Origin of the sequence: Edwardsiella anguillarum ET080813, assembly GCF_000264765.2 — a bacterium.
Taxonomy (GTDB): Bacteria; Pseudomonadota; Gammaproteobacteria; order Enterobacterales; family Enterobacteriaceae; genus Edwardsiella; species Edwardsiella anguillarum.
Window position 1 is genome coordinate 2,523,253 of record NZ_CP006664.1, and the last position, 20,880, is coordinate 2,544,132.

General features: G+C 62.2%; 19 protein-coding genes and 3 tRNA genes. 10 read left to right on the forward strand and 12 right to left on the reverse strand.

The window, feature by feature from the left end; translation table 11 throughout:
* Positions 1 to 17 precede the first annotated feature (17 nt).
* The gene (argA, locus tag ETEE_RS11305) at positions 18 to 1,343 is read right to left on the reverse strand and encodes an amino-acid N-acetyltransferase (protein ID WP_034163199.1); all 1,326 of its coding nucleotides are present in this window, start codon (positions 1,341 to 1,343) and stop codon (positions 18 to 20) included.
* 238 nt (positions 1,344 to 1,581) lie between these two features.
* Here argA and amiC point away from each other — a divergent pair, with 238 nt between their 5' ends.
* On the forward strand, positions 1,582 to 2,844 hold the full coding sequence (gene amiC / locus ETEE_RS11310) for an N-acetylmuramoyl-L-alanine amidase AmiC (RefSeq protein WP_034163201.1): 1,263 nt from the start codon (positions 1,582 to 1,584) through the stop codon (positions 2,842 to 2,844).
* A gap of 100 nt (positions 2,845 to 2,944) precedes the next feature.
* On the opposite strand, the gene ETEE_RS11315 is transcribed toward amiC, so the two are convergent.
* The 3 genes from ETEE_RS11315 to ETEE_RS11325 all read right to left on the reverse strand — a co-directional run bounded on the left by ETEE_RS11315 (position 2,945) and on the right by ETEE_RS11325 (position 3,253).
* Positions 2,945 to 3,021, reverse strand: a tRNA-Met gene (locus tag ETEE_RS11315).
* A gap of 38 nt (positions 3,022 to 3,059) precedes the next feature.
* Positions 3,060 to 3,136, reverse strand: a tRNA-Met gene (locus ETEE_RS11320).
* A 40-nt stretch (positions 3,137 to 3,176) separates the two neighbouring features.
* Positions 3,177 to 3,253, reverse strand: a tRNA-Met gene (locus ETEE_RS11325).
* Between the two features lie 219 nt (positions 3,254 to 3,472).
* On the opposite strand from ETEE_RS11325, the gene mltA reads away from it, so the two are divergent.
* Both mltA and tcdA read left to right on the forward strand, forming a co-directional pair.
* Positions 3,473 to 4,624: a murein transglycosylase A gene (gene mltA / locus ETEE_RS11330; protein ID WP_034163202.1), complete on the forward strand. Its 1,152-nt coding sequence runs from the start codon at positions 3,473 to 3,475 to the stop codon at positions 4,622 to 4,624.
* A 101-nt stretch (positions 4,625 to 4,725) separates the two neighbouring features.
* Positions 4,726 to 5,541 (forward strand): tRNA cyclic N6-threonylcarbamoyladenosine(37) synthase TcdA, encoded by an 816-nt coding sequence (gene tcdA, locus ETEE_RS11335; RefSeq protein ID WP_034163203.1) that lies wholly within the window; start codon positions 4,726 to 4,728, stop codon positions 5,539 to 5,541.
* Here tcdA and csdE read toward each other — a convergent pair.
* Positions 5,520 to 5,966 (reverse strand): cysteine desulfurase sulfur acceptor subunit CsdE, encoded by a 447-nt coding sequence (gene csdE, locus ETEE_RS11340; protein WP_034163204.1) that lies wholly within the window; start codon positions 5,964 to 5,966, stop codon positions 5,520 to 5,522. The genes tcdA and csdE overlap by 22 nt on opposite strands.
* Entirely contained in the window at positions 5,963 to 7,171 is a 1,209-nt protein-coding gene (gene csdA, locus ETEE_RS11345; protein WP_034163281.1) for a cysteine desulfurase CsdA, read from the reverse strand. The genes csdE and csdA overlap by 4 nt, the downstream gene beginning before the upstream one ends.
* A gap of 527 nt (positions 7,172 to 7,698) precedes the next feature.
* Between csdA and ETEE_RS11350 the strand changes: the two genes are divergently transcribed.
* The 3 genes from ETEE_RS11350 to rlmM are packed head-to-tail and all read left to right on the forward strand — an operon-like array spanning position 7,699 to position 10,171.
* Entirely contained in the window at positions 7,699 to 8,646 is a 948-nt protein-coding gene (locus ETEE_RS11350; RefSeq protein ID WP_034163205.1) for a transcriptional regulator GcvA, read from the forward strand.
* A 12-nt stretch (positions 8,647 to 8,658) separates the two neighbouring features.
* Positions 8,659 to 9,054, forward strand: coding sequence for a DUF423 domain-containing protein (locus tag ETEE_RS11355; protein ID WP_015460996.1), 396 nt, complete (start codon positions 8,659 to 8,661; stop codon positions 9,052 to 9,054).
* Positions 9,047 to 10,171 carry a 23S rRNA (cytidine(2498)-2'-O)-methyltransferase RlmM gene (gene rlmM / locus ETEE_RS11360; protein WP_034163206.1) on the forward strand — a complete coding sequence of 375 codons (1,125 nt, stop codon included), beginning with the start codon at positions 9,047 to 9,049 and terminating at the stop codon, positions 10,169 to 10,171. Before ETEE_RS11355 ends, rlmM begins: the two co-directional genes overlap by 8 nt.
* Positions 10,172 to 10,196: 25 nt before the next feature.
* Here the strand turns inward: rlmM and xni are convergent, their stop codons facing one another.
* The 3 genes from xni to queF all read right to left on the reverse strand — a co-directional run bounded on the left by xni (position 10,197) and on the right by queF (position 13,403).
* Positions 10,197 to 10,958, reverse strand: a complete 762-nt coding sequence (gene xni / locus ETEE_RS11365; RefSeq protein WP_034163207.1) for a flap endonuclease Xni — start codon at positions 10,956 to 10,958, stop codon at positions 10,197 to 10,199.
* 52 nt (positions 10,959 to 11,010) lie between these two features.
* Positions 11,011 to 12,375 (reverse strand): nucleotide 5'-monophosphate nucleosidase PpnN, encoded by a 1,365-nt coding sequence (gene ppnN / locus ETEE_RS11370; protein WP_034163208.1) that lies wholly within the window; start codon positions 12,373 to 12,375, stop codon positions 11,011 to 11,013.
* Positions 12,376 to 12,557: 182 nt separating this feature from the next.
* The gene (gene queF / locus ETEE_RS11375; protein WP_034163209.1) at positions 12,558 to 13,403 is read right to left on the reverse strand and encodes an NADPH-dependent 7-cyano-7-deazaguanine reductase QueF; all 846 of its coding nucleotides are present in this window, start codon (positions 13,401 to 13,403) and stop codon (positions 12,558 to 12,560) included.
* A 197-nt stretch (positions 13,404 to 13,600) separates the two neighbouring features.
* Between queF and syd the strand changes: the two genes are divergently transcribed.
* From syd to ETEE_RS11395, 4 genes are all read left to right on the forward strand, one after another.
* Positions 13,601 to 14,155: a SecY-interacting protein gene (gene syd, locus ETEE_RS11380; RefSeq protein WP_034163210.1), complete on the forward strand. Its 555-nt coding sequence runs from the start codon at positions 13,601 to 13,603 to the stop codon at positions 14,153 to 14,155.
* Between the two features lie 634 nt (positions 14,156 to 14,789).
* The gene (locus ETEE_RS11385) at positions 14,790 to 15,119 is read left to right on the forward strand and encodes a YqcC family protein (RefSeq protein WP_034163211.1); all 330 of its coding nucleotides are present in this window, start codon (positions 14,790 to 14,792) and stop codon (positions 15,117 to 15,119) included.
* 90 nt (positions 15,120 to 15,209) lie between these two features.
* Complete coding sequence (truC, locus tag ETEE_RS11390; RefSeq protein ID WP_034163212.1) at positions 15,210 to 16,007, forward strand: tRNA pseudouridine(65) synthase TruC; 798 nt, start codon at positions 15,210 to 15,212, stop codon at positions 16,005 to 16,007.
* 15 nt (positions 16,008 to 16,022) lie between these two features.
* On the forward strand, positions 16,023 to 16,475 hold the full coding sequence (locus ETEE_RS11395; RefSeq protein WP_034163213.1) for a flavodoxin: 453 nt from the start codon (positions 16,023 to 16,025) through the stop codon (positions 16,473 to 16,475).
* A gap of 27 nt (positions 16,476 to 16,502) precedes the next feature.
* Here ETEE_RS11395 and ETEE_RS11400 read toward each other — a convergent pair whose 3' ends face one another.
* The 3 genes from ETEE_RS11400 to glnD form a co-directional block, all read right to left on the reverse strand.
* The gene (locus ETEE_RS11400) at positions 16,503 to 16,889 is read right to left on the reverse strand and encodes a DUF3461 family protein (RefSeq protein WP_012847598.1); all 387 of its coding nucleotides are present in this window, start codon (positions 16,887 to 16,889) and stop codon (positions 16,503 to 16,505) included.
* Positions 16,890 to 17,244: 355 nt separating this feature from the next.
* Positions 17,245 to 18,069, reverse strand: coding sequence for a 2,3,4,5-tetrahydropyridine-2,6-dicarboxylate N-succinyltransferase (gene dapD / locus ETEE_RS11405; protein ID WP_034163214.1), 825 nt, complete (start codon positions 18,067 to 18,069; stop codon positions 17,245 to 17,247).
* 74 nt (positions 18,070 to 18,143) lie between these two features.
* On the reverse strand, positions 18,144 to 20,798 hold the full coding sequence (gene glnD / locus ETEE_RS11410) for a bifunctional uridylyltransferase/uridylyl-removing protein GlnD (protein ID WP_034163215.1): 2,655 nt from the start codon (positions 20,796 to 20,798) through the stop codon (positions 18,144 to 18,146).
* Positions 20,799 to 20,880: the final 82 nt, after the last annotated feature.

Sequence of the window (20,880 nt, forward strand, 5' to 3'; positions counted from 1 at the left end):
CAGATCGCCCGGCGGGGCTACAGCTCGGTCAGCAGGATTTTGGAGCGGCGCTGGTAGTTGTACAGCGCCTGCTTCTGCTGCGGCAGCATATCGACCTCGACCGGCTGGAAGCCACGTTCTTGAAACCAGTGCAGGCTGCGGGTGGTCAGGACAAATAGCTTCTCCAGCCCCATCTGACGCGCCTGGGCGGTAATTCGCTGTAGCAGCTGCTCTCCGCGCGCTGAGCTGCGGTAGTCCGGATGCACCGCCACGCAGGCCATTTCGCCCATACGCTCCTGGGGGAAAGGGTAGAGCGCGGCGCAGGCGATAGTCAGGCTATCGCGCTCGATCAGGGTAAAACGCTCGATCTCCCGCTCCAGCTGTTCGCGCGAGCGACGCACCAGGATCCCCTGCTGCTCCAGCGGGCGGATCAGGGCCAGAATACCGCCGATATCATTGATGTTGGCGCGACGGATCTGCTCTGCGCTCTCCATCACGATCTGGGTGCCGATGCCGTCGCGCGAGAACAGCTCCTGCAGCAGGGCGCCGTCTTCCAGATAGCTAATCAGGTGGCTGCGGCCTACGCCGCTGCGGCAGGCGGCGATCGCGCCGCGCAGAAAGCGCGTGCTGCTCAGGGCCCCCTCACCGGTCTCCTCCAGCGCCGCGACGCGCCGTTCGGCCTCGTTGGGCAGCAGCTCGGCGGCGATGCTACCGTCGTCGTTGCTGACCCCCTGCGCGGCGCAGAAACCGATCAGCTTCTCCGCCTGCAGCTTAATGGCCAGGTGGGTGGCGATCTCTTCGGTGGTCAGGTTAAAGCTCTCTCCGGTGACCGACACCGCCACCGGACCGAGCAGGACGATGGCACCGGCGTCCAGCTGGCAGCGCAGGGCGGCCTCATCAATGCGGCGAATGCGCCCGCTGTGACAATAGTCCACGCCGTCATCGACCCCCAGCGGCTGGGCGATGACAAAGTTACCGCTGACCACGTTGATATGCGCGCCGGCCAGCGGCGTATTGCTCAGGCTCATCGACAGGCGCGCGGTGATATCCAGCTGAACCTGGCCTGCGGCCTGCTTGACCAGCGCCAGCGTACGGGCATCCGTGACCCGGGTTTGCTTGTGGTAGCGAGGATCGCAGCGCTGCTCTCGGAGCAGCGTATCGATCTGCGGGCGGGCGCCGTAGACCACGACCAGACGAATGCCCAGGCTATGCAGCAGCGCGATATCGTTGATGATGCCGACGAAGTTCGCCTCGGCGATGGCCTCGCCGCTCAGCATAATGACAAAGGTCTTGCCGCGGTGAGCATTGATGTACGGCACCGAGTGGCGAAACCCCTGAACCAGTTCTGTGCTGCGCTCCTTCATAATCGTACCTTTGTGAATATCTATTCGCTCATTCTGTATTTTTATTCTGCAATTGAGCAAAAGGCAAGCGCCAAATTGTCCGCGCGGGTTCGCCGCCGCGCGGGTAAGGACATAGATTGTTAAATCTCTATTCAGATTTTCTAATGACATCCCCAGACGGTTTCGCTAAAGTTTTGCCCGTCTTTTCCCGGCGCCGGGGCGCCGGAGCGGGTATTTCAGCGTTGTTCCCTGGGGTTACATGACAGATTCCAACCATAGCCTAACGCGCCGCCGCCTCTTGCAGGCTGCCGCGGCCACTTGGTTCCTTAGCGTCAGCCGCGTCGGCTTCGCGGCGTCCGCACAGGTGATCGCCGTGCGTGTATGGCCGTCGTCGACCTATACTCGGGTCACGCTGGAGTCGAGCCAGCCGCTCAAATACAAGCAGTTTGCGCTCAGCAACCCCGATCGTATCGTGGTGGATATTCAGGGGGTGCATCTCAACAGCGTCCTGAAAGGGATCGGTCATCAGGTGCAGGGGGGCGATCCCTACCTGAAGCATGCCCGGGTCGGCCAGTTTGATCAGGATACGGTGCGTCTGGTGCTGGAGCTGAAGCAGAACGTCAGCCCGAAGGTGTTTACCCTGTCGCCGGTCGCCGAATTTAAGAACCGCCTGGTGGTGGATCTCTACCCGGTCGCCGGCTCTCCCGCCGCGCGGGCGGACGATGAGGATGACCCGCTGCTGGCGCTGCTGGAAGATTATAACAAGGGGGATCTGGAGCGCTCTCTACCCAAGGCCGGGCCGCAGAAGGGCAAGGCCGGGCGCGACAGACCCATCGTCATTATGCTCGATCCCGGCCACGGCGGCGAAGATCCCGGCGCCATCGGTAAAAACCGCACCCGGGAGAAAGACATCGTGCTGAAGATAGCCCATCGCCTCAGCGCGCTGATTAAGCGTCAGCCGAATATGCGGGTGTATATGACCCGCTATGAGGATGTGTTTATCCCGCTCAAGGTGCGGGTGGCCAAGGCGCGCCGTCAGCGCGCCGATCTGTTTATCTCCATTCACGCCGATGCGTTCACCAGCCGGACGGTGCGCGGTTCGTCGGTCTTTGCGCTGTCGACCAAGGGGGCGACCAGCACCGCCGCGCGCTATCTGGCACAGACGCAGAACGAGTCGGATGAGATTGGCGGGGTGAGCCGCAGCGGCGATCAGTATCTGGACCACACCATATTCGATCTAATGCAGACGGCGACCATCAACGACAGCCTGAAGTTTGGCCGCGAGGTGCTCGATCGCCTGGGGCGGGTCAACAAGCTGCATAAGAATCGCGTCGATCAGGCCGGCTTTGCGGTGCTGAAGGCGCCGGATATTCCGTCAATTCTGGTGGAGACGGCGTTTATCAGCAACGTAGAAGAGGAGCGGCGTCTGCGCACCAGCGCATTTCAGCAGCAGGTGGCCGAGTCGATTCTGGCGGGGATTAAGGCCTATTTTGCCAGCGGAGCGCAGCTGGCGAAGCGTTGACGGTGAAGCGGTAGGCAAGGACGGGCGCCCCGCCGACTGTGGGCCGGGCGATAAAAACAAAAAAGACACCGGTTAAGGTGTTTATTGTCGATGACGAAATTGGTTGCGGGGGCCGGATTTGAACCGACGACCTTCGGGTTATGAGCCCGACGAGCTACCAGGCTGCTCCACCCCGCGTCCGTCATACTGCTATCACATTGTCTGCTGCACACAATTGGTTGCGGGGGCCGGATTTGAACCGACGACCTTCGGGTTATGAGCCCGACGAGCTACCAGGCTGCTCCACCCCGCGTCCGTCATACTGCTATCATATTGTGTACTGCGCATCGGATTGGTTGCGGGGGCCGGATTTGAACCGACGACCTTCGGGTTATGAGCCCGACGAGCTACCAGGCTGCTCCACCCCGCGTCCGATGAGGGCGAATAATACACGCCATCTGGCGGGATGCAAGATTTTTTTGACAAACATCACCGATCCGCGATGTGTTCGCGGGAATATTCATCATCTTGTTTTAATTTTAATCATGATATGGATGTGGGTGATTTTTTTATTCGCTCTAATTCCTTTCACGATAGGGGTTTGTTATGGTTCGCCGGTGGTAACCGATTGCAAAAAAGAAGGCGAGAGATGAAAGGGCGTTGGGGAAAATACGCGGTATGTGGGTTATTGGTGGCGCTGATGGCCGGGTGCTCCTCCCGGCCGACGGATCGCGGTCAGCAGTATAAAGATGGCACCCTGAACCAGCCGCTGGCGCTGGTTAACCATCCGAATGCCAAGGGTAAGCCGGTTAACGGCAAAGACTTTGTGGAACAGGTGGACGCCATCCGTCAGGCCTCGCCGTCGCTGTATGGCCGCCACGTCGGTAATTTTGAGGCGGTGACCGAATGGCTGATGGCTGGGGCCGATACCCGTAAACTCGCGCAGTTTGGCCTGAACGCCTACCAGATGGAGGGCGTAGATAACTTTGGCAACGTGCAGTTTACCGGGTATTACACGCCGGTGGTGGAGGCGCGCCCCCATCCCCAGGGGGCGTTTCAGTATCCGCTGTACCGCATGCCGCATAAGCGTGGTCGCCTGCCGGCGCGCTCGGCCATCTACGATGGCGCCCTGGATAACCGCGGGCTGGAGATCGCCTACAGCAACTCGCTGATGGATAACTTTATGATGGAGGTGCAGGGCAGCGGCTACGTTGACTTTGGCGACGGCCAGCCCCTGACCTTTTTTGGCTACGCCGGCAAGAATGGCCATGCTTATCACAGCATCGGCAAGGTGCTGATCGATCGCGGCGAGGTGGCCAGGGCGGATATGTCGATGCAGGCGATCCGCCAGTGGGCCGATGATCACAGCCGCACCGAGGTGCGCGAGCTGCTGGAGCAGAATCCCTCGTTTGTCTTCTTTAAGCCGGAGCAGTTTGCACCGGTAAAAGGCGCCAGCGGCGTGCCGCTGATCGCCAAGGCCTCCGTGGCGTCGGACCGTTCGCTGATCCCGGCGGGATCGGTGCTGCTGGCCGAAGTACCGCAGCTCAACGCGCAGGGAAAATTCACCGGGCGCTACCAGATGCGCCTGATGGTGGCGTTGGACGTGGGCGGCGCTATCAAGGGACAGCATTTTGACATTTATCAGGGGATCGGTCCGGAGGCCGGACACTGGGCTGGCTACTACAATCACTATGGCCGGGTCTGGCTGCTGAAAACGCCGCAGAGCGGCGCGCCGCTGTTTAACGCCTACCACCCGCAGCGCGCTAGCCACGACGGCGGGCAGATGCTGGTACGTAACTGAGGCGCGCGGGATAGGGAACGTAGGGGCATGCGTGCCCCTTTTGTTTTTCTCGCTATCCCCTATACTGCCCGGCAGTTTTCACGCTTGATAGGGGACCTCCCATGACTGCACCATTTTCTGACGCCTATTGGCAACGCTTTAGCGGGATTGCGCGTCTGTATGGCCGCCCGGCGCTAGAGGCGTTTGCCGGTGCCCACTTCTGTGTCATTGGCCTGGGCGGCGTTGGCTCCTGGGCCGTAGAGGCGCTGGCGCGTAGCGGGATCGGCGCCCTTACGCTGATCGATATGGATGATGTCTGCGTGACCAATATCAACCGGCAGATTCAGGCCCTGCGCAGCACCGTCGGACAGCCTAAGGGCGAGGCACTGGCCGCGCGGATCCGGGAGATTAACCCCGAGTGCCGGGTGACCTGCGTGGATGACTTTATTACTCCGGATAACGTGGCCGCGCTGATCGATGGCCGCTTCGACTATGTGATCGATGCCATCGACAGCGTACGACCCAAGGCGGCGCTGCTGGCGCACTGTCGGCGCAACAAGATCCCACTGGTGACCACCGGCGGCGCCGGCGGCCAGATCGATCCGACGCGCATTGAGGTGGCTGATCTGGCCAAGACCATTCAGGATCCGTTGGCGGCCAAGCTGCGCGAACGCCTGAAGGCGGATCACCGCATCGTGAAGAACAGCCGGGGAAAGCTGGGCATCGACTGTGTCTTCTCCAGCGAGGCGCTGGTCTATCCGCAGCCGGATGGCAGCGTCTGCGCGCAGCGCAGCACCGCCGAGGGGCCGAAGCGCATGGACTGCAGCGCCGGGTTTGGCTCGGTGACGATGGTGACCGCCAGCTTTGGCTTTGTGGCGGTCTCCCATGCCCTGAAAAAACTGCTGGCTCGCCGCGCTCAGCGCGCCGCGTCGGCATAGCGGCGGGCAATCGCTGCAACGCCCTGCGCCAGGGCCTGTAGCCCGCTGCTGCGCGAGGCGCTCAGCTGCGCCATGACGTTGAGTTCGCCAAACAGCGCCAGCGGATCGCTCTCCAGCGCCTGAGCGGGCGTTTTCCCTTCGACGGTGGTCAACAGGATCGCCAGCAGCCCCTTGACGATGCGCCCTTCGCTGTCGCCGTACAGATGCAGGGTGCCGTCTTCCAGCCGCTCTCCGTCCAGCCAGACCCGGTTTTCACAGCCTGCGAGCTCCGCCTGCGGGCAGCGCAGTGTCTCATCCAGCGGCGGCAGCTCGCGCGCCAGCATGATAATCTGGCGGTAGCGATCTTCCCACTGCGTCAGTCCGGCAAAGCGCTGACGCAGGGTCTGTGCGGTGATCTGACGGCCAAAGGGGTGCGGTGCCTTCATAGCGGATCCTCGTTAAGCAGTGAAACGGCGCGGCCGACGGCCTGCACCAGCGCCTGGACATCGGCAGGGGTATTGTAGGGGGCGAAGGCGGCGCGCAGCGTGCCGCTGACGCCAAGGGCCTGCATCAGCGGCGCCGCGCAGTGTACGCCGCTGCGTAGCGCGACGCCCTGCTCGGCGATCAGGGTATTGAGATCGCTGTGGTGGATCCCGGCAACGTTAAACGCCAACAGCGCGCTGTTGGGCGCCCGGTAGCTGATAAAGCCGGGCAGCAGACTCAGCGCCGCCTCCGCCTGCTGCGCCAGCGCGACGCAGTGGCGCTCGGCGGCGGGGCGATCGATCTCTGCCAGCCAGTCGAGGGCGGCGGCAAAGCCGAGCACTCCGGCAATGTTGGGGGTGCCCGCCTCGAAGCGGTGCGGTACGGCCTGCTCCGTAAAGCCGTTAAAGTCGGCGTGGGTCAGCATCTTTCCGCCGCCCTGCCAGGCGTGCATCTCCTCCAGCAGCGCGCGTTTGCCGTACAGTACGCCCAGCCCGCAGGGGCCATACAGCTTATGGGCTGAGAAGGCGTAGAAATCGGCGTCGGCGGCGTGCACATTAAGGGGATGGTGTACCACCCCCTGCGCACCGTCGACCATGACGGCGCAGCCGCAGGCATGCGCCTGGTCGATCGCCTGCGCCAGATCCGGGCAGCCGCCGGTGACGTTGGACATTTGCCCCAGGGCCAGCAGGCGCGGGCGCGATTCGAGCAGGGCCGGAAGCCGGCTGAGGTCCGGCAGGCCGCGCGCATCGACCGGTAGGCGGACGACCTGAGCCTGGCACTGCTCGGCGACCATCAGCCATGGGATCAGATTTGCGTGGTGCTCGGCCTCGCTGACCAGGATCCGATCGCCGGGTCGCAGGCGCGGCCGCAGGTAGCTCTGGGCGACCAGGTTGATCGATTCGGTCGCGCCTTTGCTCCAGATAATTTCATGTTCATCGGCCCCGATCAGCGCCGCCGTCTGACGCCGGGCGTTCTCAAAGCGTTCGGTAAGGCGTCGGGCCGCCGCGTGCTGGCTGCGGTGCACCGTGGCGCCGTGGCCGGTGTAATAGGCCTGGATGGCCTCCAGCACCGCCCGCGGTTTCAGTGCGGTGGCGGCGCTATCCAGGTAAACGCTGTCCGCTTCCAGCGCGGGGAAGTCGCGGCGCAGCGCCATAAAGTCAAATGTCATAGGCGGGATCTCTGTAATACGGCGCGGAAACGGGACGTGAAGCGGCTTCAGGATTAACAGGATTAATCCGAGAGCGGGCTCACAATTTACCGCGGCCCGCGTTGAGCGGACCGGCGCGCGGGCCTTAATGGCGGGCATTTTAAACTGGTAAAGGGCGATGATGAAGCGATTGTATGCGCTTTTCCGCGCCGCGGCGCCGAAAAAAAAGCACCGCAACGGGCGGTGCTACTAAATCACTATGGACAGACAGGGTAAATGTACAGGAAGTGAAAAACGGCAGGGGCTTACGCCGCTACCACGTCTGAAAGGTGTCAGACAACTTGCAAACACAACATCACAACCACAAAGCCAAAAGCATTCCTGAAAAGAGTCATTCCTGCTTTTTCGTTCCGGCCTGGGAAGTGTCGCCACTATAGGTATTTGCTGGCCTATCCTCAACGGACAAATTATAATGGCTCGGATAAAAAAAACTAATGTGTAAACATCAGGTTAACAGTTGGTAACCATTTGATAACAAGTGACCCGATATGTCGAAACGATTACCGCCTCTGAATGCGCTGCGCGTCTTTGATGCTGCCGCCAGACATCTGAGTTTTACCAAGGCCGCCGAGGAGCTGTTCGTGACACAGGCGGCGGTCAGCCATCAGATCAAATCGCTGGAGGATTTTCTGGGGCTGAAGCTGTTCCGCCGCCGCAACCGCTCGTTGCTGCTGACGGAAGAGGGGCAGAGCTATTATCTTGATATCAAAGAGATCTTTTCTGCGCTGAACGAGGCTACGCGCAAGCTGCAGGCGCGGAGCGCCAAGGGGGCGCTGACCGTAAGCCTGCCGCCGAGCTTCGCCATTCAATGGCTGGTGCCGCGCCTCTCCGGCTTCAACAGCGCCTATCCTGGCATCGATGTGCGTATTCAGGCGGTGGATCGGGAGGAGGGCAAACTGGCGGACGACGTCGACGTCGCCATTTTCTATGGCCGCGGTCACTGGCCGGGGCTGCGGGTCGAGCGGCTGTATGCCGAATATCTGATGCCGGTCTGTTCGCCCCAGCTGCTGCTGGGGGAACATCCGCTAAAAGATCCGGCCGATCTGGCTTATCATACGCTGCTGCACGACACATCGCGCCGCGATTGGCTGGCCTATACTCGGCAGCTCGGCCTGCAGCACATCAACGTGCAGCAGGGGCCAATCTTCAGCCACAGCGCGATGGTGGTGCAGGCCGCCGTACACGGCCAGGGGATTGCGCTGGTCAATAATGTGATGGCGCAGACGGAGATCGAGGCCGGGCGCCTGGTCTGCCCGTTTAACGATGTCCTGATCAGTAAAAACGCCTTTTATCTGGTTTGCCAAGACGCGCAGGCAGATTTGGGTAAAATAGCCGCTTTTCGCCAGTGGATACTGGCCAGGGCCGCCGGTGAGCAGGAGAAATTCCGCTTCCGCTATGAATCGGATGGCGCCGGCGTGCGCCAGGAAAAAGGGTGAAAAGGTCGCGTAATGAGTAGCCGTTCCATGATTTTATTCGCCGCTATTAGCGGTTTTATCTTTGTGGCGCTGGGCGCATTTGGCGCCCACGTACTGAGTAATACGCTGGGGGCCAAAGAGATGGCCTGGCTGCATACCGGACTGCAGTACCAGGCGGTGCATACGCTGGCGATCCTGGGTCTGGCGGCGCTGATGCTGCGCCGCAGCAATCTGTGGTTTTACTGGAGCAGTGCCCTGCTGGCGCTGGGAACCGTGCTGTTCAGCGGCAGTCTTTACTGTCTGGCGCTATCGCAGCTTAAAATTTGGGTGTATATCACACCGATCGGCGGCACCTGCTTCCTGATTGGCTGGGTATTGATGTTGATTGGCGCGATGCGCATGGGAAAGAGGGCGGAACGCCATGAATAGACTTGCTTTGTATTGCCGTCCTGGCTTTGAGAAAGAGTGTGCGGCGGAGATCACCGATAAGGCGGCGGCCCTCGAGGTATACGGTTTTGCCCGGGTGAAAGAGAACAGCGGCTACGTGCTGTTTGAGTGCTATCAGCCAGACGATGCGGATAAACTGGCGCGCAAGCTGCCGTTCCGGGAGTTGATCTTTGCCCGTCAGATGCTGGTGGTCGGCGAGCTGCTGAAGGATTTGCCGCCGGAGGATCGCATCGCGCCGATCTGCGGCATGCTGCTGGGGGTTATCGATGGCGGCGGTGAGCTGCGCGTCGAGGTGCCGGATACCAACGAAAGCAAAGAGCTACTGAAGTTCTGCCGTAAGTTCACCGTGCCGCTGCGCGCGGCGCTGCGTGAGCAGCGTACCCTGCTGCGCCAGGAGAATCCCTATCGTCCGGTGGTGCACGTGTTGTTTATTGCGCCGGGCTGCTGCTACGTCGGTTACTCGTATAGCGATAATAACTCGCCGTTTTATATGGGGATCCCTCGCCTGAAGTTTCCCGCCGACGCCCCCAGCCGCTCTACCCTCAAGCTGGAGGAGGCATTCCACGTCTTTATCCCTGCGGATGAGTGGGATGAGCGTCTGGGCAGCGGCATGCGCGCCGTCGATCTGGGGGCCTGCCCCGGCGGCTGGACCTATCAGCTGGTGCAGCGCAGCATGATGGTGCAGGCCATCGACAATGGCCCGATGGCGCCGAGCCTGATGGATACCGGGCAGGTGACCCATCACCGCGCCGATGGTTTCCGCTTTACGCCGGAGGGGGATAACGACTGGCTGGTGTGCGATATGGTTGAGAAGCCGGCCAAAGTCTCGGCGCTGATGGCGCGCTGGCTGGTCAACGGCTGGTGTCGGGAGGCGATCTTCAACCTGAAGTTACCGATGAAGAAGCGCTATGAAGAGGTGAGCCAGAATTTGGCCACGCTGGCGCAGGTGCTGAAAGAGAACGGCATCAACGCGCAGATTGCGGCCAAGCAGCTGTATCACGATCGTGAAGAGGTGACGGTGCACGTTCGGCGCATCTGGGGCGCCATCCCCGGCCGTCGCGACGAGCGTGAGTTCCGCCGCCGCGAACAGCGCGATTAATCCCCGCGCCGCCGCTCGGCGGCGGCTACGCTCGGCCGTTCAGACGCAGCTGCTGCAGATTGCCGTGCAGCGCCAGGTCGGTCTGCAGCGTTGCGACGCGGCGGCAGATCTCCGCCGTCTCCCGCTGCTCGCTTAGGCGCTGACGCCAGCGTTCGGGCGCCTGTGCCAGGCGCTGATAGAGTGTCTCCAGCGATCCAAACTCCTGCAGTAGCGCAGCGGCGGTCTTGGCGCCGATGCCGCTGACGCCGGGGATCTTACTGCTGCCGATCCCCGCCAGCCCCCAGAAGTCCGTCAGCTGCTGCGGCGCTACCCCAAACTCGCGCTGTACAAACGGCAGATCCAGCCAGCGCTTTTGAAAATAGTCGCGGATTTGGATCTGCGGCGAGAGCAGCTGGCAGTAGCCTTTGTCGGTCGAGACGATCGTCACCCGATGTCCGCCCTGCGCCACTTTGTGCGCCAGCGTGGCGGCTAGATCGTCCGCCTCGTTGCCGGGGCTGTGCCAGCAGGCGACGCCCAGGGCGGTAAACGCGGCACGCAGGCTCTCCATCTCCTGCGCCAGGTCGTCCGGCATCGCCTGACGGCCGGCCTTATAGCCGGGGAGCAGTTGATGACGCCAGCTTTCTGCGCGATCGTCTTGGTCAAAAACGGCGACGGCGTGGCTGGGGGTGGTATGTCCCAACAGCTGACGCAGCGCCGCGCTGCAGGCGTCGCCGCAGGGAGAACCCTGCACGGCGTGAATGCGGCGGATCAGATTGAGGGCATCGACGATTAACAGATGGATGGACATAGCGATTTAACCGGATTAGCGGGGCGGCGGCGGCGCGCCCCGGGGTAAAAACTCAGCGGACGATCTGGTAGCAGGGCACATAGGCCGAGCCGGGCAGCTTCATGCGCTGCTGGGCGACAAAGCCCTGCAGCAGACGGTCCATGTGCTGCATCATCTGCGGATCGCCGTGCAGCTTGAACGGCCCGTGCTCGGCGATGGCGCGGATCCCCGCCTCTTTCACGTTGCCGGCCACGATGCCGGAGAAGGCGCGGCGCAGGGCGGCGGCAAGCTGCTCCGGCGACTGATTGGGATGCAGGTTAAGGTTGGCCATATTGTCGTGGGTCGGCGCAAACGGCATCTGCAGATCGGCGCTGATCTTCAGCGACCAGTTAAAGCTGTAGAAGTCGCCGCTCTGGCGCCGGTTCTCTTTCACCCGCGGCATGGCGAGCTTCATGCGCCGCGCCACTTCGGCCGGATCGTCAATGATGATCTGGTAGTGGCGGCGCGCCTGCTCGCCCAGCGTATTGACGATGAAGTCATCCAGCACGCGGAAATAGTCGGCGCTCTCCTGCGGCCCGGTCAGGATCAGCGGCAGTACCTGGCTACGGTTTTCCGGATCCATCAGGATCCCTAGCAGGTACAGCAGCTCCTCCGCCGTGCCTACGCCGCCGGGGAAGATGATGATGCCGTGACCGAAGCGGACAAAGGCCTCCAGCCGCTTTTCGATATCCGGCATGATGATGAGCTCATTGACCAGCGGATTGGGCGGCTCGGCGGCGATGATCGAGGGTTCGGTCATGCCGATGAAGCGTCCCTCATGGTAGCGTTGTTGGGCGTGGCCGACGGCGGCCCCCTTCATCGGCGCCTCCATGGCGCCGGGCCCGCAGCCGGTGCAGACGTTCAGCTCGCGCAGCCCCAGCTGATTGCCGACCTGGCGCCCATACTGATACTCGATTTCACTGATGGAGTGGCCACCCCAGCAGACGATCATGTTAGGTTCATCGCCAACGTGCAGTGAGCGGGCGTTGCGCAGTATCGAAAACACCAGGTTGGTGATGATGGTCGGGTTTTCCAGATCCAGCGCCTGGGCGCGCTGGGCGCTCATCAGCTGGCCGTTAACAAACAGAATATCGCGCAGGACCGCAAACAGGTTAGCCTGCAGGGCCCGGATGATCCGCCCGTCGACGAAGGCTTCCTCCGGCGGGTTGACCAGCTCCAGCTTGACGCCGCGTTCACGGCGTAACACGTTGATATCAAAGGTTTCAAAGCGAGACAGCAGCTCGGTGCTGTTGTCCGTTTTCGCACCGGAGTTGAGCACGGCAAGGGAGCAGTTACGGAACAGGCGGTACAGGTCGCTGCTGGCGGTGCGCTTCAGCATGTCCACTTCCATCTGTGACAACAGATCCATCGATCCCAGCGGGCTGATGTGTGTAATCAAAATCTCTCCTAGGCATCCAAACGATGCGGTTACCGCGTCGCCGTGGGGCGTTGCTGCGGCCGGCGTCTTACTCTGGGCGGCGTGCATGGGCGCCGCGCCGTACCGTTTTCACCTTACCGTGCGCGCTGGCGTCTTGCCAAGACTATCGGGGAAAAATGCCAAAAATCAACGCCTCTCCGCAACTATTGGCGCGCCAGGCGCCCGCAGGGCGGCTGAAACGGGACGTTGCTGCGCCAGGGGTTGATATCCAGCCCGCCGCGCCGGGTGTAGCGGGCGTACACGCTGAGCGCCTCTGGCTGGCAGAAACGCTGAATATCGTTGAAAATCCGCTCCACGCACTGTTCGTGGAACTCATTGTGGTGACGGAACGAGACCAGGTAGCGCAGCAGCGCCTCGCGGCTGATGGCCGCGCCGCGGTAGCGGATCATCACGGAGCCCCAGTCGGGCTGATGGGTTATCAGGCAGTTGGACTTCAGCAGGTGGCTGACCAGCGTCTCGTCGACCTGGCGCGTCGGATCGGCGGCGTTTTCCAGCAGGGTGGCGTCGAAGCTGTAGCTGTCGATGCTGATGGGTTGGTCATCGATGCACTCGCCGGGGAGCGCGGCGATGGGCTGGCCTTCAACCTGCGACAGGCGCAGCAGGGTGACGCTGACACCGCCCTGGGCACAGTGGGCCAGATCGTGCTGTAGCGTGCGCTGCACCGTGTCCCAGTCGGCGAAACGGGTTTGATTAAAGCTGTTGAGATAGAGCTTAAAGCTCTTTGATTCGATCAGATTGGCGCCGTAGGCATCCAGCGCGACCTCGGCCAGGGCGACCTGCGGCAGGCCGTTGGCGTTGAGCCAGGAGAGCTCATACAGGGTCCAGATATCGGCGCCGTGGAACGGCAGCGCGTCGGGGTAGAGCCCCAGCGGTTCGCGGTTCATGCTGCGCGGTACGGCCTGCAGCAGAGAGGCATCATACTGGTCGCGGTATTCGGTGGCCTTGCCCAGGGTCAGGGAGGTGAGCGCCGGGTTCTCTTGGTATGACATACGGTTAACCTGTGGTGAAAGCGGCTGTGCGCGGTGCGACAGCAGGGTACAATGGGAAACCGGCGCAGAGGCCGGTCATCGCTTGCCGCAGTTTACCACCGCTAGGCGGTATCCCGTAACTGTGGGCGCGCGTCTCTGCGCTGCGCCGATGCGATGGCGCGTGATGGGATACCGCCTCAAGAGACAGAGAGAAGATTATGGAGCATCAGGTTTCCGCCGCCCTGCGCGAATTTACTCAGCGCTATGTGGCGCAGTGGCAGCAGCAGCACGGTGACTGGCCGTCCAGCCATGCGCTGTACGGTATTCCGTCCCCCTGCGTGGTCTACAGTCGCGACGACTGCGTATTCTGGCGTCCCGAGCCGGGGCGCGGGGAGGATCTGGAGGGGATTGGCCGGGCGCTGGATATCCGGCTGCATCCGGCGCTGGCGCCGTTTTTTACCACCCAGTACGCCGGCGATATGCGCGCGCGCTGGAATGAGATCGAGATGGATCTGGTGCAGGTCTGGAGCGAGGAGGACCTGCAGCGCCTGCAGGAGAACCAGATAGGCCATTTGGTCACCCAGCGTCGTCTGAAGCTGTCGCCGACCCTGTTTCTGGCCAGCACGGCGGATGAGCTGAGCATGGTGACGCTGTGTAACCTGAGCGGCAGCGTATTGCTTGAGCAGTTTGGTAGCCCGCAGCGGCGTGTGCTGACGCCGACGCTGGCCGAGTTCCTCGCGGCATTGCAGCCGCTGGCGCAGGAAGTAGGGTAACGGCGGGTCGGCGTGTGAGAGATCTCTTACACGCACTGTAAGAGATCTCGTTTTATTATCTGATTATTTTGCGAAGCGCCGTCGTAAATTCGATAGTTATCATGATATTAAAATTCAAAGATTACGTAAGTATCACATATGTAAGACAATATCCCCATTGCTAAACCTACGAAAATCGGCGAAAGTAATTACATCGAAAGGGACGTCGCCGGAGTAAGGACACATCAGGATGATGTTGTCTCAGGATGAGGCGAGGACCCGCCCAGGACGGGCGAAAGGATGTACCGCAGGACGTCGGTCAGGATATTTCAGGATGAAATAAGGGACACCTCCAGGAAGGAGACTGAGAGCCGGTTTGGATGGCCGGTGTGTCAGGATGACTGAGGGATATCGCCCGGATGGCGAACAGGACGCAGGCAATGGAGTGTCCGGAAAAGGAAATCCGCAGGGAAAAGTTTTCACGGATGAGCAGGGAGCACGTTGTGTAGCGGGACTGCTATAAAACGAATCAGGGGGTGCTGCATGGCAGCACCCCCTCTTTTTTGCGTCCGCTTTTCCCCCCACCCGGTTTGGGCGCGGCGCCGTCGGTGGTATGCTGGCGCGATTTTCCCACCAGACCGCAAGAGAGTCCGTCATGAGTGATTACGCCATCGTACACGGCCATTTACAGCAGATCGAAGCCCAGATGCGCGCGCTGTCCCTGTGGCAGGCGCAGGCGCCCGCCGCCGATGCCCTGGCCAGCCAGGAGCCGTTCTGCGTCGATACCCTGGAGGCGGCCGAATGGCTGCAGTGGGTCTTTTTACCGCGCATGCACGCCCTGCTGCTCTGCAGAGCGCCCCTGCCGCAGCGGATGGCGATCGCCCCCTATATTGAGATGGCCTACCCGCAGGAGCTGGCGCGAGTGGCTCCGCTGCTGGCGGCGCTGCAGCGCCTGGATCGGCATCTCGGCGGCGATCCGCGTTAGTCGGGGGATCCGCCGCGCAGCGCGCCAGATTGCGCCACCGGCAGGTTATGCTGTAAGGTGCCGCGTTTTTTCTTTTTGTCGGGTATCGGGATGGAAATTATTTATCAGGATGATCATCTGGTGGCAATCAACAAGCCTGCCGGGTGGTTGGTTCACCGTAGCTGGCTGGATCGCAAAGAGAAGGTGGTGGTGATGCAGACGGTGCGCGATATGCTCGGGCGCCATGTCTATACCGTTCATCGCCTGGATCGGCCGACCTCCGGGGTGCTGCTGTTGGGGTTGTCGAGCGAGGTGGCGCGTGCGCTGGCCCAGCAGTTCGAACAGCATCAGATCCATAAAGTCTATCATGCGGTGGTTCGCGGCTATCTGCAAGGGGAGGCGCTGCTCGACTACCCGCTGACGCCGGAGCTGGATAAAATCGCCGATCGTTTCCGTTCCCCCGATCGCGCTCCGCAGCCGGCGCAGACCCACTACCGGGGGCTGGCGACGGCGGAGGTGCCGCTGGCCATTGGCCGTTATCCGACGTCACGCTTTAGCCTGGTCGAACTGATGCCGCAGACCGGCCGCAAGCATCAGCTGCGCCGCCACATGGCGCACCTGCGCCATCCGATCATCGGCGATACCGCGCACGGCGATCTGCGTCAGAATCGCGGCGTCGCCGCCCACTTTGGCACGCCCGGTTTAATGCTGCACGCCAGCGAACTGCGCCTGACGCATCCGGTGACCGGAGAGGCGCTGTGCCTGCGGGCCGGCCTGGATCTACGCTGGCAGGCGCTGATGGACGGACTGGGCTGGCAAGCCTATCTCCCTGAACTTGATCGGGTTGAGTTTACGCCCGATTGCCCTCAGGATAGAGCAGATGAGACAGAGACGGGCCAAGAGGCCTGACAGAAGGAGTGGGCAATGGCGCAAGTGGGCATTTTTGTGGGAACCGTATACGGTAACGCGCTGATGGTGGCGGAAGAGGCGCAGGCCATTCTGCAGCAGCAGGGACACCAGGTGATGCTGTTTGAGGAGGGGACGCTGGCCGACTGGCAGCGCTATGCCCAGCAGCATGTACTGGTGGTGACCTCGACCACCGGGCAAGGCGACCTGCCGGACACGCTGGCGCCGCTGTTTGCGGCGCTGCGCGATGGGGTGGGGCAGCAGGCGGCGCTGCGCTATGGGCTGATCGCGCTGGGCGACAGCGGCTTTGCCCACTTCTGCGGCGCCGGACATCAGTTTGATGCGCTGCTGCAGGCGCAGGGGGCGACCCGCCTGGGTGAGCTGCTCGAGGTAGATGCCCAGCAGGCGCCGGAGCCGGAAACGGTCACCTCACCGTGGGTCAGCGCCTGGGCGCTGCGCTTGGGCGAGTAGGCGCGGTATGGCGTCGCCGTCGCGGCGCTATTTGCCGGTGAGCTTCTCCAGGTCGGCCTCGATCTCGGCGATCTTATTGGCGACCACGCTCTCCAGATGGCGCAGATCGTCCAGGATTTTGCGCTTCAGATCCTCCTCTTGACGATCGCGCAGGCACAGGCGATCCAGCTCCTCGATGACATAGCGCAGGTTGGGGCTGATCTCGCTGATCTCCCGCACCCCCTGGCTGTCGTTGTCGCTCAGAATGGTTTTACGCTGGCGTGGGTATTTGAACTTCACGCTCTTGGCAAAGAATTCGCCCTTATCCTTACGAAAGTAAATCTTCAGAATGTCGTTGTTGGCCTCCTGACGCAGGCTATAGCGATCGATCTCTTCCGGTTGGGTGATCCCCAGGCTTTTCAGGTTGTCATACATAGCGGCACCTTTCATGCGTTAACGCGTCGGCTCCGTCAGAGCGTGCTTCTGGCGGAATGAATACAGCCGTGGTTTTTATGGGTCATTTTTTGACAAATGACAAAGAGCGTAAGGGCGGTGAAAGTATACATGCGGTGAGCCATTTTGCCTGTGATACCTGAGGAATTATTGCACTCTTTGTCGGCGCTGGGGCGAGCGGTGGCTTGGTGTCCAGGCACAGGCTCCAGCGCAGTTAGCTGCGGGGGCTGTGAGCACTGGCTCTGTGGCGAGATTGAGCACCGCCCCTGCGGTAATGGGGCTGGAGCGGAGGTTCGCGGCCGCCCGGCGTCAGGCCGAGCGGCTGGGCGAGAGGGGATCAGTCGATGGTGCGCAGCAGCTCGTTGATGCCGACCTTACCGAGCGTCTTGGCATCTACCTTCTTGACGATAACCGCACAGTACAGGCTGTAGTCGCCGCGTTTGGAGGGCAGGTTGCCGGAGACGACCACGGAGCCGGCCGGTACGCGACCGTAGTGAACCTCGCCGGTTTCACGGTCATAGATCTTGGTGCTCTGTCCGATGAAGACCCCCATCGAGATAACCGAGCCCTCTTCCACGATGACCCCTTCGACCACTTCAGAGCGGGCGCCGATGAAGCAGTTATCTTCGATGATGGTCGGGTTGGCCTGCAGCGGCTCCAGTACGCCGCCGATGCCGACGCCGCCGGAGAGGTGAACGTTTTTACCGATCTGGGCGCAGGAGCCGACGGTGGCCCAGGTATCGACCATGGTGCCTTCGTCAACGTAGGCGCCAATGTTGACGTAGGAGGGCATCAGTACGGTATTGCGGGCGATGAAGGCCCCCTGGCGAACGGAGGCCGGCGGTACGACGCGGAACCCCTCGCGCTGGAAGCGGGCTTCATCATAGTCGGCGAACTTCATTGGCACTTTGTCGTAAAAACGGGTTTCCGCGCCTTCCATCAGGCGGTTGTCGTTGATGCGGAAAGAGAGCAGCACCGCCTTCTTCAGCCACTGGTGGGTAACCCATTCGCCGTTTATTTTTTCCGCAACGCGCAGGGCGCCGCTGTCGAGCAGGGCGATGACCTGGCTGACCGCCTCACGGGTGATGCCGTCGGCGTTGGTCGGCGTGATCTCGGCGCGGCGCTCAAAGGCGTTTTCGATAACTGTCTGTAACTGCTGCATCCTGTCTATATTCCCCTCGTAATATCAACCGTTCCGCCGGGCGCCGGATCGGCGCGGCGGGTGCGTAAAAAAATCTACCCTTTATCGGCGCTAAGCAGGGTTTCTGTCAACCGTTGCGCCAGCTCCCGCTGCATTTCAGGCGTTAATGCGCGCCGTTCGCCGTCGGCCAGAATAAACAGATCTTCGACCCGCTCGCCAATGGTGGTAATGCGGGCGCCGTGCAGCGAGAGCCCCATTTCGGCAAAGATCTCGCCGATGTGTGCCAGCAGTCCCGGACGATCGAGCGCGACGAGCTCCATGTAGCTACGCCGGGCGTTATGGGCCGGCAGAAAGCTGACCTCCGTCGGAACGCTGAAGTGGCGTAGACGCGCCGGCGCGCGGCGCGCGCGCGGAGGGTGATAGTGCGGCTGCGTCAGCGCGTGCTCCAGCGCCAGGCGGATGGCGTCGTGGCGATCGGGCGCCAGCGGGCTGCCGTCGGGCTCCAGCACCACGAAGGTGTCCATGGCATAGTTATCGCGATTGGTGAAGATCTGTGCGTCGTGTACGCTGAGATTGCGTCGATCCAACTCACCGGCGACGGCGGCAAACAGGTAAGGCCGATCGGGGCTGTAGATGAAAATTTCGGTACCGCCGCGCGTGGCATGCTGACTGACCAGCACCAGGGGGCCGTCGCCGCGGTGGCACAGCAGGTGGCGGGCGTGCCACGCCAGCTGGCTGGGCGTATGGCGCAGGAAGTAGTCTGCGCGGCAGCGGCCCCACAGCTGCATCAGTTCCGGTTCGTCGATGTTGTCCATCCGCAGCAGCGCCAGCGCCTGCAGCCGGTGATGGCGTACCCGTTCGCGCATGTCCGGGCTGCTGTGCATACCGCGGCGCAGCTGTTTTTCGCTGGCGAAGAACAGCTCGCGCAGCAGGCTCTGCTTCCAGCTGTTCCACAGGTTTTCGTTGGTCGCGCAGATGTCGGCGACCGTCAGGCAGATCAGATAGCGCAGCCGGGTTTCGCTGTGCACCTCCGCACAGAAGTGGCGAATGACCTCGGGATCCTGAATATCGCGGCGCTGAGCGGTGACCGACATCAGCAGATGGCAGCGCACCAGCCAGGCCACCAGCTGGGTTTCGCGCGTGTTAAGGCCGTGCAAACGGGCAAACTCCAGCACGTCGTCGGCGCCGAGCAGGGAGTGGTCGCCGCCGCGTCCTTTGGCGATATCGTGGAACAGGGCGGCGAGCAGCAGCAGCTCCGGCTGCGGCAGGCGCGGGTAGAGCTCGACGCACAGCGGGTGGCGCCCATGGTTATCCCGATCGGCAAAGCTCTCCAGCTTGAGCAGCACCCGCATGGTGTGCTCGTCCACGGTGTAGGCGTGGAACAGGTCAAACTGCATCTGGCCGACGATCTTTCCCCACTGCGGCATATAGGCCCACAGGACGCTGTGATGGTGCATGGGCAGCAGCGCGCGTCGCACCGCGCCGGGGTGGCGCAGGATCGCCATGAACAGGCTGCGCGCCTCGGGTAGGGCGCACAGGGGCTGTTTCAGATGGCGGCGCGCGTAGCGCAGCTGACGCAGCGTGGTGGAGTAGATGCCCTCGATCTCCGGATTGCGCGCCATGGCGTAGAACAGGCGCAGAATAATCACCGGATCGTGGCTGAAGGTGTCCGGATCGCGCAGATCGATCAGGGGGCCGCGCAGCTGGAAGTAGTCATCGAGAATGCGCGGTTTTTCCCGGGTGTCCAGTGCGAGGATCGCCTCATCGAACAGCTGTAACAGCATCTGGTTCAGCTCACGCACCCGCCGGGTCATGCGGTAAAACTCTTTCATCATCTTTTCGATGGGCGCGTTGCCTTCGCCCTGATAGCCCAGCAGGCGGGCGACGCTGAGCTGACGATCGAACAGCAGGCGGTTGTCGTAGCGGTTGACCACCAGATGCAGGGCGAAGCGGATGCGCCACAGGAAGCTGCGGCATTCGTTCAGCTCGTCGGCCTCGGCCTCTGTCAGGTAGCCGAAGCCGACCATCTCATCGAGGGAGGTGGCGCCAAAGTGACGATGGGCGACCCACAGCAGGGTGTGAATATCGCGCAGGCCGCCGGGGCTGGCCTTGATATCCGGCTCCAGATTATAGCTGGTGCCGTGATAGCGCCGGTGGCGCTCGCGCTGTTCGTTCACCTTGGCGTGGTAAAAGCGCGGCGAGGGCCAGAAGTCATCGCTGAATAGCTGTTTTTGTAACTGGAGAAACAGCGCGACGTCGCCGCTCAGCAGACGGGATTCGATCAGGTTGGTGGCGACGGTCAGATCGGCCAGCCCCTCGCTCAGGCACTGCGCCAGGGTACGAACGCTGTGGCCAACCTCCAGGCGCAGGTCCCACAGCAGGGTTATCAGCGCGCCAATCTGCGCCTCCTGCGCCTGCGCCAGCGGCTCGGCGCTGAGCAGCAGCAGGTCGATGTCCGATAGCGGGTGCAGCTCAGCGCGGCCATAGCCGCCGACGGCGATCAGCGCCAGGCCGGGCTGGCTGTCGAAGCCGTAGCTGCGCCACAGGCGCACCAGCAGACGGTCGAGATAGTGGGTTCGGGCGGCAACCAGCGACTCGGCGCTCTCGCCGCGGCGAAAGGCGCCGTCCAGCCAGCGGCGCAGCTGCTCCATGTGGGGCTTCAGCCCGGCGCAGGTCAGCGCGTCGGCGGGGAGGGTGTCCGGCGATACGGGCGGCAGGGCGTCTGATTCGCCGTGCGATAACTCGGCCATAGGCAGTCCATTGATAAAAAAGCCGGCATAAGCCGGCCTAGGTTATCTGCGTGCTGCAGTGAGACGCCCCCGCAGGGGCGGG

Coding starts and splice junctions, on each gene's coding strand:
- argA (WP_034163199.1), bottom strand. CDS start 1,343: ATGAAGGAGCGCAGCACAGAACTGGTTCAGGGGTTTCGCCACTCGGTG.
- amiC (WP_034163201.1), top strand. CDS start 1,582: ATGACAGATTCCAACCATAGCCTAACGCGCCGCCGCCTCTTGCAGGCT.
- mltA (WP_034163202.1), top strand. CDS start 3,473: ATGAAAGGGCGTTGGGGAAAATACGCGGTATGTGGGTTATTGGTGGCG.
- tcdA (WP_034163203.1), top strand. CDS start 4,726: ATGACTGCACCATTTTCTGACGCCTATTGGCAACGCTTTAGCGGGATT.
- csdE (WP_034163204.1), bottom strand. CDS start 5,966: ATGAAGGCACCGCACCCCTTTGGCCGTCAGATCACCGCACAGACCCTG.
- csdA (WP_034163281.1), bottom strand. CDS start 7,171: ATGACATTTGACTTTATGGCGCTGCGCCGCGACTTCCCCGCGCTGGAA.
- ETEE_RS11350 (WP_034163205.1), top strand. CDS start 7,699: ATGTCGAAACGATTACCGCCTCTGAATGCGCTGCGCGTCTTTGATGCT.
- ETEE_RS11355 (WP_015460996.1), top strand. CDS start 8,659: ATGAGTAGCCGTTCCATGATTTTATTCGCCGCTATTAGCGGTTTTATC.
- rlmM (WP_034163206.1), top strand. CDS start 9,047: ATGAATAGACTTGCTTTGTATTGCCGTCCTGGCTTTGAGAAAGAGTGT.
- xni (WP_034163207.1), bottom strand. CDS start 10,958: ATGTCCATCCATCTGTTAATCGTCGATGCCCTCAATCTGATCCGCCGC.
- queF (WP_034163209.1), bottom strand. CDS start 13,403: ATGTCATACCAAGAGAACCCGGCGCTCACCTCCCTGACCCTGGGCAAG.
- syd (WP_034163210.1), top strand. CDS start 13,601: ATGGAGCATCAGGTTTCCGCCGCCCTGCGCGAATTTACTCAGCGCTAT.
- ETEE_RS11385 (WP_034163211.1), top strand. CDS start 14,790: ATGAGTGATTACGCCATCGTACACGGCCATTTACAGCAGATCGAAGCC.
- truC (WP_034163212.1), top strand. CDS start 15,210: ATGGAAATTATTTATCAGGATGATCATCTGGTGGCAATCAACAAGCCT.
- ETEE_RS11395 (WP_034163213.1), top strand. CDS start 16,023: ATGGCGCAAGTGGGCATTTTTGTGGGAACCGTATACGGTAACGCGCTG.
- ETEE_RS11400 (WP_012847598.1), bottom strand. CDS start 16,889: ATGTATGACAACCTGAAAAGCCTGGGGATCACCCAACCGGAAGAGATC.
- dapD (WP_034163214.1), bottom strand. CDS start 18,069: ATGCAGCAGTTACAGACAGTTATCGAAAACGCCTTTGAGCGCCGCGCC.
- glnD (WP_034163215.1), bottom strand. CDS start 20,798: ATGGCCGAGTTATCGCACGGCGAATCAGACGCCCTGCCGCCCGTATCG.